The organism is Nocardia sp. NPDC055165 (assembly GCF_053606985.1).
Genome location: NZ_JBSGSS010000001.1, coordinates 777,407 through 792,938 on the forward strand (window position 1 = coordinate 777,407; position 15,532 = coordinate 792,938).

Here is a 15,532-nt window from a genome sequence, read left to right on the forward strand (position 1 = left end):
CGCGTGAACGTTACAGGGGTGTCGGCGCTCGATTCGGGGGAATACGGTGGACGAAGTCTTGGCCTTGATCGGGGTGGGTGGTCTGATCCCCACGATGATCGCCGCGGTGTCTGCGTGGTTCTCCGCGACATTCAGTCGCCGCGTCAGCAAGCGGGCCATCGAAGTCACCATGACCGGCGACACCGCTGCCCCGGTCGTCTCGGAACCGGCGGATCCGGCCACCGGCGACACCGGGACGCCGCGTCGTCGAACAGAGGAATACCTTCGCCAGGTACGCAGCGCGATGGCGCAGAGCACGGCGTTCTTCTGGGCGTACATGATCAGCGGTTGCTGCGGCGTGGTGGTGGTTCTCGCCGCGGCGTCGATGGTGGCGTTCGGCAATCGCGACGCCGCCGCCGCGACCTCGATCATGGGCGCGGTGCCGGTCGGGATCACCGCGCTGTTCTACAAGCGCTCCACCGACCTCGACAAGATCGTGGGCGAGAACCTCACCCGCTTGAGCAAAGCCGACGAGATCGCCGAGGCCAACCGTGCCGCCCACGATGTGGTGTCGCGGATGGGCGTCGGTGCCGATCAGGATCGGCTCCTGGCGATGATCGGTGTGCGGCAGCTCTTTCCCTCCGCCACACCCACCGAGGTGGCCGAACTCCTTCGCACGGTGCCCGTCGAAGCCGGGACGGTGACCTCGCGGGTGTGACGTGCGCACGGCGTTCAGTTGCCGTACTGCGCGGTCTCCGGGCGCTCGATCAAGAGCACGTGCGCGACCTCGTCGGCGACCGGCCGGTGCCGAATTCCCGCGGGCACCACGAACAATTCGCCGGGTCGCAGGATCACGGGTGCGCGGTCTGCCAGTTCGACGCGGAACGTGCCGTCCCAGCAGAGGAAGAGTTCGTCTTCGTCGTGGTGGTGCCAGGGAAACTCACCCGCCAGCCGGGCGACGCGGACGACGGTGTCGTTGACCGTTGCCAGCTCGTGCTGCTGGAACGGGCCGGGCAGGGCTGCGATGGCCGCGGGGATCGAGACGGAACCGGTGGTGCTCGAGGCTGTCATGGTGATCATCGTCGGGCCGCACGGGGCGCCGATCCAGCGCCAATCGCGCATAATTGGTCTGCCTATGGAACCAATTGACGTGACAGATCGGCTCGGTCGCTGGTCGGCGGGGCGTGGGCCGCTGTACGCCCTGCTCGCGGCGGGGTTGCGCGCGCTGATCGAGGACGGCGAACTGGCGCCGGGGGTGCTGCTGCCGCCGGATCGGGCACTCGCCGTCGCCTTGTCGGTCGGGCGGAGCACCGTGGTAGCGGCCTACGACCTGCTGCAGGACGAAGGCCGGATCGTGCGGCGGCAGGGCAGTGGCACCCGGGTCGCGGGGACCCCACGGATCGACCCGCCGGCGACCACGAGTGAGCCGATGTTTCTCGACCTGCTCGAGCCGCGATCCGACGTGATCTCGCTGGCCTGCGCGGCACCGGACCGGCCGCCGGTCGAACTGGCCGAGTCCTACGCGGCGATGCTGCCCGCGTTGGCCGCGACGACCGACGACATCGGCTACTACCCGTCGGGCCATCCGACGCTTCGGGAGGCCGTCGCCGCGTACTACCGGGGGCGCGGGCTGCCGACCGAGGCCGGGCAGATCCTCGTCACCGCCGGCGGACAACAAGCACTGTCGTTGCTCGCCCGGGCTTACCTTCGGCCCGGCGATCACGTCCTCGTGGAAGCCCCGACCTACCCGGGGGCGTTGGAAGCCTTTCGCGCGGAGGCGGCGGTCGTCTCCGGACTGCCGCCCGGACTGCACGGTTTCGCGGGCGCGATCCGAGACCGTCGGCCCGCACTCGCCTACGTGATCCCCACCTTTCAGAACCCGACAGGGTCGGTGCTTTCCACGCTCGTGCGCCGAGGTCTCGCGGAAACATCAGCAGCAGAAGGGATTCCGCTGATCGATGACGAGGTGCTCGCCGAACTCGGCTTCCCGGGCCAGGAGACTCCGCCGCCCCTTGCCGTGTTCGCCGACACCGTGATCACCGTCGGTTCGCTGAGCAAGAGCGTCTGGGGCGGACTACGTATCGGCTGGATACGCGCGGCGACCCCCGTCGTGGCCAAGCTCGCCAGACTGCGCGCGGTGCACGATCTCGGCGGCAATCTTCCTGCCCAGCTGGCCGCGGCCGAGCTACTCCCCCGCCGCGACGGCATGCTGCGCACCCAGGCCGCCGAACGCGAGCGCCGCCACGACCACCTGTGTGCCGAGCTCGCGCGCCGGATCCCCGAATGGGACGTGGCGCGGGTCCGGGGCGGACAGACGCTCTGGATCCGGCTACCGCACGGTGATGGCGCCTCCTTCGCGCAAGCCGCACTGCGACACCGTATTTCGATCCTGGCCGGCGGCGGGCTCGATCCGACCGGCGGCAGCGACCGTTATCTGCGGATCCACTTCCTGCATCCGCTGGAGACCCTCACCACCGCAGTCGATCGCCTCGCGCAAGCGTGGCGTACCTACCGCCCGCCGACCACACTCACTGCCGCCGCGCCTCCGCTCGCGCTGTAGCCGACGCAGAGGTTGACCTTGACGCAGCGTCAGGGTTGCACCCTTGTCGCATGACGAACAACGACATCTCCTCGACGAAGCCCGCACCGCCGGTCGGCGGGTTCACCGAGATCGACGGCAATCGCCTTTTCGTCCATCGGTCGGGCAGTGGTGGACCGGCGGTGGTCTTCCTGCCCGGCGCGAGTGCGGTCGGACTCGACTATTTCGGTGTGCAGCAGCAGGTTTCGCAGTTCACCAGCGCCGTGGTGTACGACCGCGGCGGCACCGGCTACAGCGATCCGCTGCCCCTGCCCCGTACCGCCACCGAGGTCGCCACAGAATTGCACCAGCTGCTGGGCGCTCTCGACGAACTCTCGGGCCCTTATGTTCTCGCCGCCCACTCACTCGGATGCCTCTACGCGCACCGGTTCGCGCAGCTGTACCCGCGGCACGTGGCCGGACTGGTCTGGATGGACGGCTTGCACCGAGACTGGGACCAGTTCATGCCACCGGCGATGGGACTGGCCGCGGCCGCGGCGCCCGCACCCGATGCCGAGCAGCTCGAACGCCTGCGTACAACCCTTCGCGAAATGGCCGCCGGGCTGCTCGCGGACTACCCGGAACCGGTGCGGCGAGCATTGACGGAGGCGAAGGCGAGCGACGAGTGGATCCGGGCGGGCTTCGCCGAGCGCAACGGATTGCCGGAACTGGCCGCCGAATTGCACGCCGGGCCCAACATTCCCGATATTCCGCTGGTGGCACTCAGCGTGCTGGGCCCGGACCCACACCAGTCGCCCGAGGCGCTGGCCGAGATCCACGACGGCAGGCGGCGAATGGACGCGGCGATGGTACGCGGGGTTTCCCAGGGGCAACAGCGCATTCTCTCCGACACGGTGCACCACCGGCTCTGCTTCGATCGCCCCGATGCCGTGGTCGAGGCGATCCGCGATGTCATCGACCAGGTTCGTCGCCGCTAGGATCGGCGCGGTGCTCACCATCGGCCAACTCGCGGCGACCGCCGGCGTGACCGTGCGCACGGTACGCCACTACCACCAGGTCGGCCTGTTGCCCGAGCCCGAGCGCGACGCCTCCGGCTATCGCCGCTACCCCGCGCAGGCGGCGGTCGATCTCATCCGGATCAGAACCCTCGCCGACGCGGGCGTTCCGCTGTCCCGGATCGACGCGCTGCTCCACGCCCAACCGGCCGAATTCGCCACGGCCATCAGCGAGATCGACACCGCGCTCGGGCGCAAGATCGATCAGCTCGCCGAGTACCGCCACCGGATCGCCGAACTGGCAAGCGGCGAAAGCCTTTTCCTCCCCGGCGAGGTGATCGCCCTGCTGAACCGGATGCGCGGTCTCGGCATCAGCGACCAACGGATGCGCCTCGAGCGTGACGCCTGGATCTTGTTGCACGCGTTGGACGCCGACGCGATCCCGCACCGGGTCCGGGAGAAGAACGCCGAATTCGACGACCCGGAAACCATCCGTCTGTACCGCGCGGTCGATGAATCGGTCGACTGGCACCCCCACGATCCACGCCTCGACCGCCTCATCGACGACCTCGACGCCTGGGAAATCGCCCACACCCGCGGCCCCACCCGCTCCACCGAACTGGTCGCTTCCCGCATCGCGGAGTCCTCCCCCGCCTGGCAACGCATCGTCGACGCACTCACCCACCGCGCCGAACAACGAGCCTCCGGAAGCTGACCCGATTGCGCGGTCGGTATCACGCTGGTCCGGACCGCGTCGGATCACTGCGCCGCGCTGCGACGCGGCACGTAGCGCGAGCTCAGCACGGCGATCGCGACGAAACACACGGCTGTCAGAATGATCCCGATGCGCGCACCGATGATCGGATCCGGAGCAGCCAGGCACCCACCCAACAGTGCGATCCCGATCGCCATTCCGACCTGACGCGAGGTGTTGAGGACTCCAGATGCCAGACCGGCACAGCGCGGCTCCGCGGAGGCCATCGCCGCACCGTTGCAGCTGGGCCCGAACAGTCCGCAGCCGAATCCGACGACCGCGGAGCCGAACAGCACGGCGGGCCACCTGTCCGGCTCTCCCACCGCCGAACACATGACAGCCCCGACCCCAGCGGTGAGGGACCCCGTGATCAGCAACCACCTCATCCCACGGTCCGCCCACCGGCGGTTGAGTACCAGGGTCGCGAACGTCCACAGAACAGCGAACGGCAGGAAGAACAATCCAGTGGTGCGGGCGTCGTAGCCCCACTGTGTCTGCAGGAACACCGCGAGCATGAATTGCAGGCCGTAGGCGCCGAATTGGAAGGCGAACCCGTTCACGATCGAGGCGGAGAAGGATGCGCTGCGCAACATCGTCAACGGCAGGACCGGCGACGCAACCCGCGATTCGGCCCCGACGAACCCCGACAGGAACAGCGCGGACGCGGCAAGGAGTACCAGCGTCAACGGCGACGACCAGCCACGTTCACCACCTTCGATCAGACCGCCGACGAGTGTCCCCAGACCCGCGATCGCCAGGAGTTGGCCTGTCCAGTCGAAGGATCCGTCGTCACGGCGTGTGGTTTCGGCGATGTGCCTCCAGGTCAGCCACAGCGCCGTCGCTCCGATCGGCACGTTGAGCAAGAAGATGGATCGCCAGCCCAGTACCTCGGTGAGCAGTCCGCCACCGATCGGCCCGGCAACCAGTGCGACACCGCCGGTCGCGCCCCACACGGTGATCGCGCGTGCGCGCTGCGTCGCGTCCGGATACATCCGGGCGATGATCGCCAGCGTGGTGGGCAGGACTCCGGCGGCGAAGATCCCTTGAACGCACCGCGCGACGAGGAGCACCGGCAAGGTCGCACTCACAGCGCAGATCAGCGACGCGACGGTGAACCCGCCCAGCGCCCAGGCGAACACCCGGCGGGCGCCGAGCCGATCAGCCAGCGTTCCCGCGCTGAGCAGCAGCGCGGCCAGCGGAATTGTGTAGACGTTCACCAACCACTGCACGGCCACCATCGACCCGCCTGTCTCGGCCCGAATCGACGGCAACGCGATATTCAGCGCGCTGCCGTCCAGCAGAATCATGAAGAACCCCAGGCAGATTGCGGCCAGGGCGGCGGTTGTGTTCGGCGACCGCTCGCGACTCCTGCCCGACTGCGCGGACTCGTCCGCTGTCACAGACGCCCGTTCCGAACCCGCTGCCCCCATCGCGCCGCCTTTCGTCGACCCTGTACCTATGAGTACAGATCGCCACTGTACCTACTGATAGGTACAGTTGGGCGATGACTGCGTCCGAGCGATTGATCGAGAGCATGCACATCCTGCTGTGGGAACGCGGCTACTCGGGCACGAGTCCGCGAGCGGTCCAAGAGCTCGCCGGTGCCGGACAAGGCAGCATGTACCACCATTTTCGCAGCAAGGCGGCCCTGGCCGTCGCTGCCGAGCTGCAGATGAGCGACGAGCTGAAACACCAGATCACCGCCCGGCTGGACAGCGGATCCACCACCCGCGAGAAAGTCTCGGCATTCTTGACCCTCGACGAAAATGTGCTGCGCGGTTGCCGACTCGGGCGGCTCGTCCAAGACGCGGCGGTGGTGGATGACGATTCGCTACGAGAACCGATAGCCACGACGTTCGACTGGATCCAGGATCAGATCCGGCAAGTCCTCGCCGAGGGCAGACGAAACGGGGAACTCGACCCGAACCTGGATGTCGACGACCTCGCCGCCACGATTCTCGCTGTCCGACAGGGCGCCTATGTCCTTGCTCGCGGCGCACAGTCGAGCGAACCGTTTCGCCGGGCCACCCAGGGCATCCTTCAACTTCTGCCGCGATAGCCGAGGCCACACGCCGTCCCGCACGGTGCCCTGGATGCCACGCCCGGCCAGTTCGGCGTTGATCACGCCCGGCGAACAGTTGATCATGGATCCGTCTACGAAATATGTTCAGAGAGGCCGGTTTCGACATGGCGGTAGTGACCGTCCCACATATCAGGCACAGGGTCGTCGAGGTCGACGGGGTGCGGGTCTTCTATCGAGAGACCGGACCCGCGAACGCACCGGCGCTGCTTCTGCTGCACGGCTTTCCGTCGGCCTCGCACCAGTTCCGCCGGCTCATGGACGCCCTCGGTGGCCGATTCCGGATGATCGCCCCCGACTATCCCGGTTTCGGGCACACCCAGGTCCCCGACGATTTCGTCTACTCCTTCGAACGGCTGGCCGACATCGTCGAAGGCTTCGTCGACGCGATCGGCCTGGACCGATTCGTGCTGTACGCCTTCGACTTCGGCGGACCGGTCGGCCTGCGCCTGGCCACCCGCCGCCCCGCGCGGATCGCGGGGCTGATCGTGCAGAACGCGAACACCTACGACGAAGGCCTGTCCGACATGGCACGCGCGATGACCGCGAACAAGCCGGGACAGCCGGGCGCCGAGGACAACGTACGGCAGATCCTCGAACTGCCCGTCACCCGCGGCCAATACGAGGGCGGCACCACCGATCTCGAACTCGTCGCACCCGACGGCTGGACCCTGGACCAGCATTTTCTCGACCTCCCCGGCCGCAAGGACGCGCAGGTACACCTGGCCCTCGACTACCACACCAATGTGGCGCTCTACCCGGTGTGGCAGCAGTGGTTGCGCGAGCACCGGCCGCCGACGCTCGTGCTGTGGGGTCGCAATGACGCCTTCTTCCCCGAGGCGGGCGCCAACGCCTACCTCCGCGATCTCCCCGACGCCACCATCCATCTCTTCGAGACCGGCCATTTCGCGCTCGAGGAGAACCTTCCCGAAATCGCCCCGCTCATCAGTGATTTCGTGGACGGTCTGCGCCGGCGCCAGCCGATGAGGATCGCTGTCATCGGCGCCACGGGCAATCTCGGCGGTGCGGTTGTCCGCGCGGCGACCGCTCGCGGTATGCAGGTCACCGCGCTCGGCCGGGACACGGTGGATGTCACCGACGCGGCCTCGGTCAAGAATGCCGTCGCGGGACACGACGCCGTCGTCGCGGCGGTCAAGGGCGATGACCGACTGGTGCCGCGTGGCGCCGAGACCCTCCTGGCGGCCCTGCCCCTCGCCGGGGTCGACCGCCTGGTGTTCCTCGGCGGTGGCGGCAGCCTCGAATACGCACCGGGACAGCGTTTCCTCGATTCTCCGGAGTTTCCCGCCCAGTACCTGGAGACGGCCCGTGACCAGAGCGAGGCGCTGGAAATTCTGCGTGCCGCCGACTCCCCGGTCCGGTGGTCCTACGTCAGCCCGCCGCCGGTGCACCTGGTCCCCGGCGAGGCGACCGGCGTCTATCGGGCCGAGGCTCGCGACACCCCGATCGTGGACGCCGCTGGTGAAAGCCGGATCAGCGTGGGCGATTACGCGAGCGCGATCGTCGACGCGCTGGAGGACAACACTTTCGTCGGCCTGCGCTTCACCGTCTCGTACTGAGCGGTGCCGCGCCGACCTCAGCGCCGGAGAAGCTCGCGCAGGGCGGCGGTGACGGTCCGGGGGTCCTCCTCGGCCATGAAGTGACCCGCGTCGACGGTGCGGTGGTCGAGGTCGGGCGCCCAGCTCGACCACAGTGCCGCCGCTTCGTATCCGAGCGCGGCGCCCCAGTCCTGCTGCATGACCGTGACGGGCATGGACAACCTGGCGCCTGCCGCGCGGTCGGCGCGGTCGTGGTCGATATCGATGGTTGCCGAGGCACGACAGTCGGCCACGATCGAGGGGATAGCGTCGCGACAGGCGTCGAGGTACGCGGCGCGCACGGGCGCGGGGATCGCGTCCGGAGTCTTCGCCCACTGGTCGAGGAAGTAGGCGAAGAACGCGTCGGCGCTGGCGGCGATCATCTGTTCTGGCAGTCCGGGCGGCTGTGCCATCAGGTACAGGTGGAATCCGACGGCGGCGGTCGAGCCGTGCAGCACGTCCCACATGTCGAGTGTGGGCAGCACGTCCAGGCAGGCGAGATGGGTGACCGCGTCGGGGTGGTCGAGCCCGGCGCGGAAGGCCACCAAGGCGCCGCGGTCGTGACCGGCGAGCGCGAAGCGGTCGTGACCGAGGACAGCGGCGGCGGCGACGATGTCGGCGGCCATACTCCGCTTGGAGTAGGTGCCGGTGCCGGATTCTTCGGGTTTGTCGCTGTCGCCGTAGCCGCGCAGGTCGGGGACTATCACTGTGTGGTCGGCCGCCAGGTCGGCGGCGACGTGACGCCACATCAGGTGGGTCTGTGGGAAGCCGTGCAGCAGCACGATCGGGGTTCCCGCACCGGCGACGGCGACGTTGAGGGCGACATCGTCGGCGACCGGGACGCGGTGGTAGTCGAAACCGGGAATGGTGCGGGTCATCGCGTGGGCTCTCGCTTCGTTCGAAGGGTGTTCCGCGGGGTCTGCGCGGATCGAGTTCGAGCGTGCGGTGTCGCGATGAGCAGCCGATGAACGCGCACTACATTGGCCTGATGCGGTTTCAGGTGCTCGGACCGGTCATCGCGCACGACGACCGCGGTGCGCCGGTCGCGCTGCGCGGTCCGCGCTACCGCGAGGTGCTGGCACGGCTGATCCTCGCGCACCGGCGGGTCGTTCCGGTCGGTCGCCTGGTCGAGGATCTGTGGGACGAGCCGCCCCCGAACGCGGTGGGTGCGGTCCGTACCTTCGTCGCCGGATTGCGGCGAGCACTGGAACCGGATCGCCCGCCCCGCACCCCGCCACGTCTGCTCGTCACCGAGGGGCTCGGTTACGCGCTGCGACCCGAACCGGCGGATGTCGACGCGTGGCGATTCGACGATGCGGTGCGTTCGGCGGCAACCCTGCCGCCGGAAGCGTCGTTCTCGCTGCTCACCGCCGCACTGAGCTGGTGGCAAGGGCCTGCCTATACCGACTTCGCCGACGCCGGATGGGCGCAGGCCGAACGGTCGCGGCTCACCGAGCAGCGGTTGTTGGCCGTCGAGCGTCGTGGGGCGGCGCAATTGGCACTGGGTGCCGCCGCCGCGGCGGTTCCCGACCTCGACGCGCACGTCGCCGAACATCCCTGGCGTGAAGACGCGTGGGGGCTGCTGGCCACGGCCCTCTACCGTTCGGGCCGCCAGGCCGACGCGCTCGCGGTCCTCGCCAGGGCGCGGCGGATGCTGGCCGAGGATCTGGGCATCGACCCCGGACCGGCGTTGCGCCGCCTCGAACACGACCTGCTCCGCCAGGCCGACTACCTCGACCCGGTCGCGACCGACCCCACGGTACGGGTGTGGGAACAGGCGCGTGCCGCCTACGACAGCGCGGTCCCACCGCGTACGAGGACGCGGCTGGAATCGACCGCGGGCTTGATGCGCGATCTCGCGGTCACGGGTGGCGGCGGTCTGGCGGCCGCACGCGCCCACCGGATTTCGGCGGTGGTCGCCGCCGACGACCTCGGTGACGCCGAGCTGACCGCGCGGGTGATCGGCATCTACGACGTCCCCGCGATCTGGACCCGCTCCGACGACCCGGCGCAGGATCGACGCCTCGTGGGTATCGCCGAGAAGACGCTCCTGCGCCTGCCCGCCCACGATGATGCCGATCGAGCCAGGCTGCTGGCGACCATCGCTGTCGAATCGCGCGGCGCTCTGCCGGTGGACGATCCGACCGAGGCGGGACTGCGCCCGCTGCGTGCCGCCCGTCAGGCCGAGGAGATCGCCCGGCGTCTGCACGACCCCGCCCTGCTGGCCTTCGCACTCAACGGTGTGTTCATGCAGAGCTTCCAGCGAGCGGGACTGGCGCACCGGCGCGACGCTGTCGGCACCGAGATCATCGCGGTGGCGGCCACCAGCAAACTCGCGACCTACGAGGTTCTCGGCCACCTCATCCTCATCCAAACACGGTGCGCCTCGGCGGATTACATGGGCGCCGACCGACACGCCGATGCCGCGGACGCGCTCGCGCGGCGTTATGAATTGCCGCTGGTGGAGGTGTTCACCACCTGGTACCGCGCCTTACGGGCCAGTGCGACAACAGACCTCGCGGTTGCGGAAGCCGCGTACGCAACGGCGGCCGCCTCACTCACCGGAGCAGGCATGCCGGGACTCGACCGTGGCCTGTTGCCACTGGCGCGGCTGAGCCTGGCTCTGCGGCGGCGCGAGACCGGCAGGATCGCCACGATCGACCCCGAGACGGACTGGGGTCCCTACAAAACCTGGGTCGAACCCATCCTCCTCGTCACGCGGGGCGAGCTCTCCGGTGCGCGAGAGGCCTTGCGCACCATGACATCCCCGCCGCGCGACCTGCTGTTCGAAGCACTGTGGGCCATCGTGGCACACGCGGCCACCGCCGTCGGCGATCGCGAGACCATGCGCCGAGCCCGGACCCAGCTGGCCCCCGCGGCGGCCGAAACAACAGCGCAGAGTGGACTTCTCAGCGTAGGCCCGGTTCGCACCTACCTCGACGAGATCGATGCGGCGCTGCTGCGATCGCCGGTCGGATGAGGCCGAACTGCGCGCCGCCCGAGCCGAGCCGATGCGATCAGGAGAAGACATAGTCGGTGAGTGGGAAATGACTGCTGCGCCATGCAGATTCGATGGTGGAGGTGGGTCGTAGGGGGACGTCGCCGTGTTTGTCGAAATAGTAGCTGTTGGCGGTGACGCAGCTTTCGTCCCAGAACACCTGGCCGCCGCGGCGGGCGAGCATCTCACGGAAGTAGCGGTCGTTGGCTTCCTCGGTGACCTCGATGCGGTCCGCGTCGTTGGCCCTGGCGTGGTGCAGGCAGCGCAGGATGTGGCGGGTCTGGTTCTCGATCAGGGTGAAATAGGAGGCCCCGTTGTAGCCGTAGGGGCCGATGATGGAGAAGAAGTTCGGGAAGCCGGGGACGCTCACGCCCTCGTAGGCTTGCAGCCGGTTCTCGTCCCACCAGGTCTCCAGATCGCGGCCACCGACGCCGTGCAGGTCATAGGTCGGCATATTGCCCGATTCCATGACCTTGAAGCCGGTGGCGAGGATCAGCACGTCGCCGCGATGTTCGGCACCCGTGGCGGTGCGCACGCCGGTGGCGGTGATCTCGCTGATCGCCGCGGTTTCCAGGGTCACGTTCGCACGGTTGAAGGTCGACAGATAGTCGTTGGAGAAGCTCGGCCGTTTGCACCCGAGGGCGTATCGCGGGGTCAGCGCGTCCCGGACGACGGGGTCTTTCACTTGACGCCGCAGGTGGGCCAGGCCCGCGCGTTCGCCGATGGCGGCGGTGGGCAGCGAGCGGTGATAGTGGGCGGCGAGCGGGAAGGTGACCTCCACGTAGGTCTGACTCACCAGGCGGGTCACGGTCCGTCCGCCGGGGACCTTCAGCGCCAGCCGGGCGGCGAGCGGCAGCGGCAGGTCCGGGCGCGGCAGGCACCAGATCGGCGTGCGCTGGAACACCGTCAGATGTTGCACCTGCGAGGCGATCTCCGGGATCACCTGGACCGCGGAGGCGCCGGTGCCGATGATCGCCACCCGCTTGCCCCGCAGGTCCTGGCGATGATCCCAGCGCGAGGTGTGCATGGTCGCGCCCGCGAAGCCTTCGATGCCGGGGATATCGGGCAGTTTGGGGCGGGTGAGCACACCGGTCGCGCTGATCACGAACCGTGCGGTCAGGTCGTCGCCGTCGGTGGTGTGCAGCACCCAGCGGTCGGCCCGCTCGTCGAAATCCGCGCCGACCACGGTGGTACCGAAGCGGATGCGCGGGCGGAGTTCGTACTTGTCCACGCACGATTCGGCATAGGCCTTGAGTTCGCGACCGGGCGCGTAGACCCGTGACCAATCGGTGCGCTGTTCGAAGGAGAACTGGTAGCTGAACGACGGGATATCCACGGCGACACCGGGATAGGTGTTCCAGTGCCAGGTGCCGCCCACGCCGTCGGCCTCGTCGATGATCACGAAGTCGTCGAACCCGGCCTTGCGCAACTCGATCGCCACGCCGATGCCGGAGAAGCCGGCGCCCACGATGACGATCTCGTGGTCGATTCCCCTGGTGCTCATGCGATCTCCTTCACGAGTGCGGCCGACGGATGCAGGCGGCGGGGCCGGGCGACGGTGCGCACGACACAGCCCGCGTCCTCGGCGTAGACGATGCTGTCCACCTGATGCTCGATGCCGTCGACGGTGCGCACGCCCAGCGGCACCAACCGTGCGATCGGCCAGGTCACCAGGGTGCAGTGCGGTTGCCGCAGGGTTCGGTAGTAACTGTTGTGCACCGCGACGCCTGCGGTGTCGTCCGGTGTCAGGCGGTGGCGCAACCACGAATCACGCACCTGGACACGCAGATTGACACCGGCGATGAGTCGCAGGAGTCTTTGCGGCATCGCCGCGGCAGGCAGCGGAACGCGCGGGAGCACCCACACCGCCTCGGTCTGGAACACCGTCACCCGTGCGGCCTCGGCGGCGATGCCGGGCAGCAGGCGCGCGGCGGCCGCCCCGCTACCGATGATCGCGACCCGCTGACCGGTGAACTCGTGCCGGGGCGCGAAGGCTGTGCGGTGCACCTGGGAACCGGTGAAGGTGTCGGCGAAACGCAGCGTCGTCATTTCGCCACCGGTTCGTAGGTGAGCTCGTCGGACCAGGACGGTCTGCGGCCGAGCACCTGGATCGGGAACCGATCGATGCAGGCGTTGGACACATCGGCCAGTAACTGGAACGGCTGACGGCGGTGAATCGTGGCCTTCCCGTGCATCTTCACCACGTGGTAGAGCGGGAGCTTGCGGATGGCCGGGCTGCGCTGCCCCACGTTCTCGAACCGGCGCACCGCCTGCCACAGCTTCTCCTCGTCGAGGCCCAGCGCCATGATGTTGGTCGACATCCGTGACAGCAGTGGCGCGTACAGCAACGCGCCGAGCACGAACGAGGGGCGCACCGCGAAACCGGCTGTCTCGATGACGGTTCGGCGCAGCGGTCCCGCGCCGAGTTGTTCGAGAACCTGGAAACCTACTGCGAGGTGGCGGGATTCGTCGCTGTTGATGTGCCGGAACACCTCGTGGCACACCGGGTCGTCGACCTCGTCGAGCAGGAACTTCACCAGCGCGCCGTCGAGGGCGGTCTCCAGTGACGGGATGACGGTGCCGAGTACGGGCAGGGTCAGCTGGTCGGCGTAGCGGTCGAGCCAGCTGATGACGAGGCGAATGTTCTTGTTGGGCACCGGCATCGCCTCGCCGTCGGGGAGCATGCCCCAGCGGCGCATCAGCGCCAGTTCTGCGTTGGCGTGCTTTTGTTCCTCGGCGTGGAAGTATCGGTAGATCTCCCGCAGTGGGCCGGGTGGCGCCTGGCGGGTCAGGGCGGCGAAGCCGCGCGCGCCGACGTGTTCGATCCACACCAGGTCGGCCATGAAGGTGGCCAATCGCGGGCGTTGCTCGTCGGTGATGGTGTCGGCGCCCGGTGCGTCCCAGTCGATATCGGCCAGCGCCCACTGCTTGGCGCGAATCGTGGCGAGCATGTCGGGGTAGGCGAACGTCATTGTTCGATCTCCTTCGGTGTGGATCAGCGCACGACCCGCTCCAGCAGGCCCGCCGAACGGGTGTAGGTCGCGGGTAGCCAGCGTTTGGCCTGCCACAGCACCTTGGCCTCGAGCTGCGGCACCACATACAGCTCGCCGCGGTCCACCGCGTCCAGCGCGGTGCGGGCGATGGCGGCGGGCGCGCGGCCGGTCCAGCGCAGCAGCAGCCCGCCGAGCCGCTCGGCGGTGTCGTCCATCGGCGAATCCGCGGTCATGATGTTGGTTTTCACGCCGGTCGGGCACAGCACCGTGACGCCGACGCCGGTGCCGGCCAGCTCGGCCGACATCGTCTCCGACAGCGCCAGCACACCCGCCTTGCTGACGTTGTAGGCGGCCATCCGCGGTGCCGCGCCGAACGCGGCCGCCGAGGCGACGTTCACCAGCGACCCGTGCCCAGCCGCACGCAGGATCGGCGCGAAGACGTGGCAGCCGTGGATCACGCCCCAGAGATTCACCCCGAGCGTGCGGTGCCAGTCGTCGAGGGCGAACTCGCCGACCACCGGTCCGCCCGCGCCGATGCCCGCGTTGTTGACGACAACGGTGGGCGGGCCGCCGAACCAATCCTGCGCGGTGGCCGCCAGCTGTTCGACCTCGTCGATCACGGTGACATCGCAACGGGTACCGATCGCCTCGGCGCCCGCCGCCTCGACCAGTTCAGCGGTTTCGGCCGCACGGTCGGGGTCGATATCGGAGCACACGACGCGCCCGCCTCGACGACCCAGTTCGACGGCGAACGCACGTCCGATTCCGCTGCCCGCGCCGGTCACCACAGCATCGGCGGCAGCGGTTCGGCGGTGTCCGCCGAAGGGGAACAATCGCATGGCAACTCCCGGGTCGACCCGGCGAGGCTCTAATTGGTGGCATCTGCCACCATTGGCCGCACCTGACACCAATTAGGCGCGCGGAGGAGTACTTTGTCAACCATGGATGTGCGCGCACCGGCACGGACCTGGGGCGGGCGGACCGCCGAGGAGCGCAGGGCGCAGCGGCGGATCGGCCTGGTCGAGGCCGCCCTCGATATCTGGCTCGACCACGGCTGGGCCGCGGTGACCATGCGCGGTGTCTGCCAGCGGGCCTCGCTCAACGATCGCTACTTCTACGAGCACTTCGCCGACCGCGACGAACTACTGGCCGAGGTCTGGGACGAGGTGTGCGCCGGGGTGTTCGCCGAACTGGCGAGCGTCGTCGCCGAGAACGCCGACCGGACCCCCCTCGAGATCACTCGCGCGGCCATCGCCTGCGCCGTCGGATTGCAGACCGATCTGCGCGGTCGCGCCCGGATTCTGCTGGCCGATCACGCGGGCAGCGCCGTGCTCGAACAGCGCCGCAAGACCATGCTCACCGACGCGACCGATCTGCTCATCGCCGCCGCGTGGCCCTATCTGCGCCCCGACGTCGACGAAACCGCCATGCGGATGAGCACATTGGCCGGCATCGGCGGCTTCATCGAACTACTGTCTGCGTGGCGTTCCGGTGTGCTCGACGTGGACGCCGAGCGCATCGTCGATCACACCAGCGCGATCGCTGCGCAACTCGGCGCGATGTTCCTGCCCCCGGAGATCATCGGATGATTCGCGCGCC

The 15,532-nt window shown here is 68.7% G+C and carries 15 protein-coding genes; 8 read left to right on the forward strand and 7 right to left on the reverse strand.

What is annotated here, in order from left to right; all coding sequences use genetic code 11:
* Window positions 1–46: 46 nt before the first annotated feature.
* A complete protein-coding gene (locus ACWFRF_RS03760) occupies window positions 47–697 on the forward strand; it encodes a TRADD-N-associated membrane domain-containing protein (protein WP_379313710.1) in 651 nt (216 codons plus the stop codon).
* 14 nt (window positions 698–711) lie between these two features.
* On the opposite strand, the gene ACWFRF_RS03765 is transcribed toward ACWFRF_RS03760, so the two are convergent.
* Window positions 712–1,050: a cupin domain-containing protein gene (locus ACWFRF_RS03765; protein ID WP_452448799.1), complete on the reverse strand. Its 339-nt coding sequence runs from the start codon at window positions 1,048–1,050 to the stop codon at window positions 712–714.
* Window positions 1,051–1,129: 79 nt separating this feature from the next.
* On the opposite strand from ACWFRF_RS03765, the gene ACWFRF_RS03770 reads away from it, so the two are divergent.
* From ACWFRF_RS03770 to ACWFRF_RS03780, 3 genes are read left to right on the forward strand one after another with little or no spacing between them, the layout of a single operon-like run.
* The gene (locus tag ACWFRF_RS03770) at window positions 1,130–2,539 is read left to right on the forward strand and encodes an aminotransferase-like domain-containing protein (RefSeq protein WP_452448800.1); all 1,410 of its coding nucleotides are present in this window, start codon (window positions 1,130–1,132) and stop codon (window positions 2,537–2,539) included.
* A 50-nt stretch (window positions 2,540–2,589) separates the two neighbouring features.
* Window positions 2,590–3,495, forward strand: coding sequence for an alpha/beta fold hydrolase (locus tag ACWFRF_RS03775; protein WP_452448801.1), 906 nt, complete (start codon window positions 2,590–2,592; stop codon window positions 3,493–3,495).
* A complete protein-coding gene (locus ACWFRF_RS03780) occupies window positions 3,467–4,228 on the forward strand; it encodes a MerR family DNA-binding transcriptional regulator (protein WP_452448802.1) in 762 nt (253 codons plus the stop codon). Before ACWFRF_RS03775 ends, ACWFRF_RS03780 begins: the two co-directional genes overlap by 29 nt.
* Before the next feature lie 44 nt (window positions 4,229–4,272).
* Here the strand turns inward: ACWFRF_RS03780 and ACWFRF_RS03785 are convergent, their stop codons facing one another.
* Window positions 4,273–5,697, reverse strand: coding sequence for an MFS transporter (locus ACWFRF_RS03785; protein WP_452448803.1), 1,425 nt, complete (start codon window positions 5,695–5,697; stop codon window positions 4,273–4,275).
* 74 nt (window positions 5,698–5,771) lie between these two features.
* On the opposite strand from ACWFRF_RS03785, the gene ACWFRF_RS03790 reads away from it, so the two are divergent.
* Together ACWFRF_RS03790 and ACWFRF_RS03795 are read left to right on the forward strand one after the other, a co-directional pair.
* A complete protein-coding gene (locus ACWFRF_RS03790; RefSeq protein ID WP_452448804.1) occupies window positions 5,772–6,326 on the forward strand; it encodes a TetR/AcrR family transcriptional regulator in 555 nt (184 codons plus the stop codon).
* A gap of 128 nt (window positions 6,327–6,454) precedes the next feature.
* Window positions 6,455–7,924: an alpha/beta fold hydrolase gene (locus ACWFRF_RS03795; protein ID WP_452448805.1), complete on the forward strand. Its 1,470-nt coding sequence runs from the start codon at window positions 6,455–6,457 to the stop codon at window positions 7,922–7,924.
* 17 nt (window positions 7,925–7,941) lie between these two features.
* Here the strand turns inward: ACWFRF_RS03795 and ACWFRF_RS03800 are convergent, their stop codons facing one another.
* Window positions 7,942–8,820, reverse strand: a complete 879-nt coding sequence (locus ACWFRF_RS03800) for an alpha/beta fold hydrolase (RefSeq protein ID WP_452448806.1) — start codon at window positions 8,818–8,820, stop codon at window positions 7,942–7,944.
* Window positions 8,821–8,930: 110 nt separating this feature from the next.
* Between ACWFRF_RS03800 and ACWFRF_RS03805 the strand changes: the two genes are divergently transcribed.
* On the forward strand, window positions 8,931–10,922 hold the full coding sequence (locus ACWFRF_RS03805) for an AfsR/SARP family transcriptional regulator (RefSeq protein ID WP_452448807.1): 1,992 nt from the start codon (window positions 8,931–8,933) through the stop codon (window positions 10,920–10,922).
* A gap of 37 nt (window positions 10,923–10,959) precedes the next feature.
* Here ACWFRF_RS03805 and ACWFRF_RS03810 read toward each other — a convergent pair whose 3' ends face one another.
* Genes ACWFRF_RS03810 through ACWFRF_RS03825 form a run of 4 tightly spaced genes read right to left on the reverse strand, consistent with a single transcriptional unit; the run spans window position 10,960 to window position 14,772 of the window.
* Window positions 10,960–12,444 (reverse strand): flavin-containing monooxygenase, encoded by a 1,485-nt coding sequence (locus tag ACWFRF_RS03810; protein WP_452448808.1) that lies wholly within the window; start codon window positions 12,442–12,444, stop codon window positions 10,960–10,962.
* Window positions 12,441–12,989, reverse strand: coding sequence for an NAD(P)/FAD-dependent oxidoreductase (locus ACWFRF_RS03815; RefSeq protein WP_387448667.1), 549 nt, complete (start codon window positions 12,987–12,989; stop codon window positions 12,441–12,443). Before ACWFRF_RS03815 ends, ACWFRF_RS03810 begins: the two co-directional genes overlap by 4 nt.
* Window positions 12,986–13,912 (reverse strand): ferritin-like domain-containing protein, encoded by a 927-nt coding sequence (locus tag ACWFRF_RS03820; RefSeq protein ID WP_452448809.1) that lies wholly within the window; start codon window positions 13,910–13,912, stop codon window positions 12,986–12,988. The genes ACWFRF_RS03815 and ACWFRF_RS03820 overlap by 4 nt, the downstream gene beginning before the upstream one ends.
* Before the next feature lie 23 nt (window positions 13,913–13,935).
* Window positions 13,936–14,772: an SDR family NAD(P)-dependent oxidoreductase gene (locus ACWFRF_RS03825; RefSeq protein ID WP_452448810.1), complete on the reverse strand. Its 837-nt coding sequence runs from the start codon at window positions 14,770–14,772 to the stop codon at window positions 13,936–13,938.
* 102 nt (window positions 14,773–14,874) lie between these two features.
* On the opposite strand from ACWFRF_RS03825, the gene ACWFRF_RS03830 reads away from it, so the two are divergent.
* Window positions 14,875–15,522, forward strand: a complete 648-nt coding sequence (locus ACWFRF_RS03830; protein ID WP_378995136.1) for a TetR/AcrR family transcriptional regulator — start codon at window positions 14,875–14,877, stop codon at window positions 15,520–15,522.
* Window positions 15,523–15,532 lie beyond the last annotated feature (10 nt).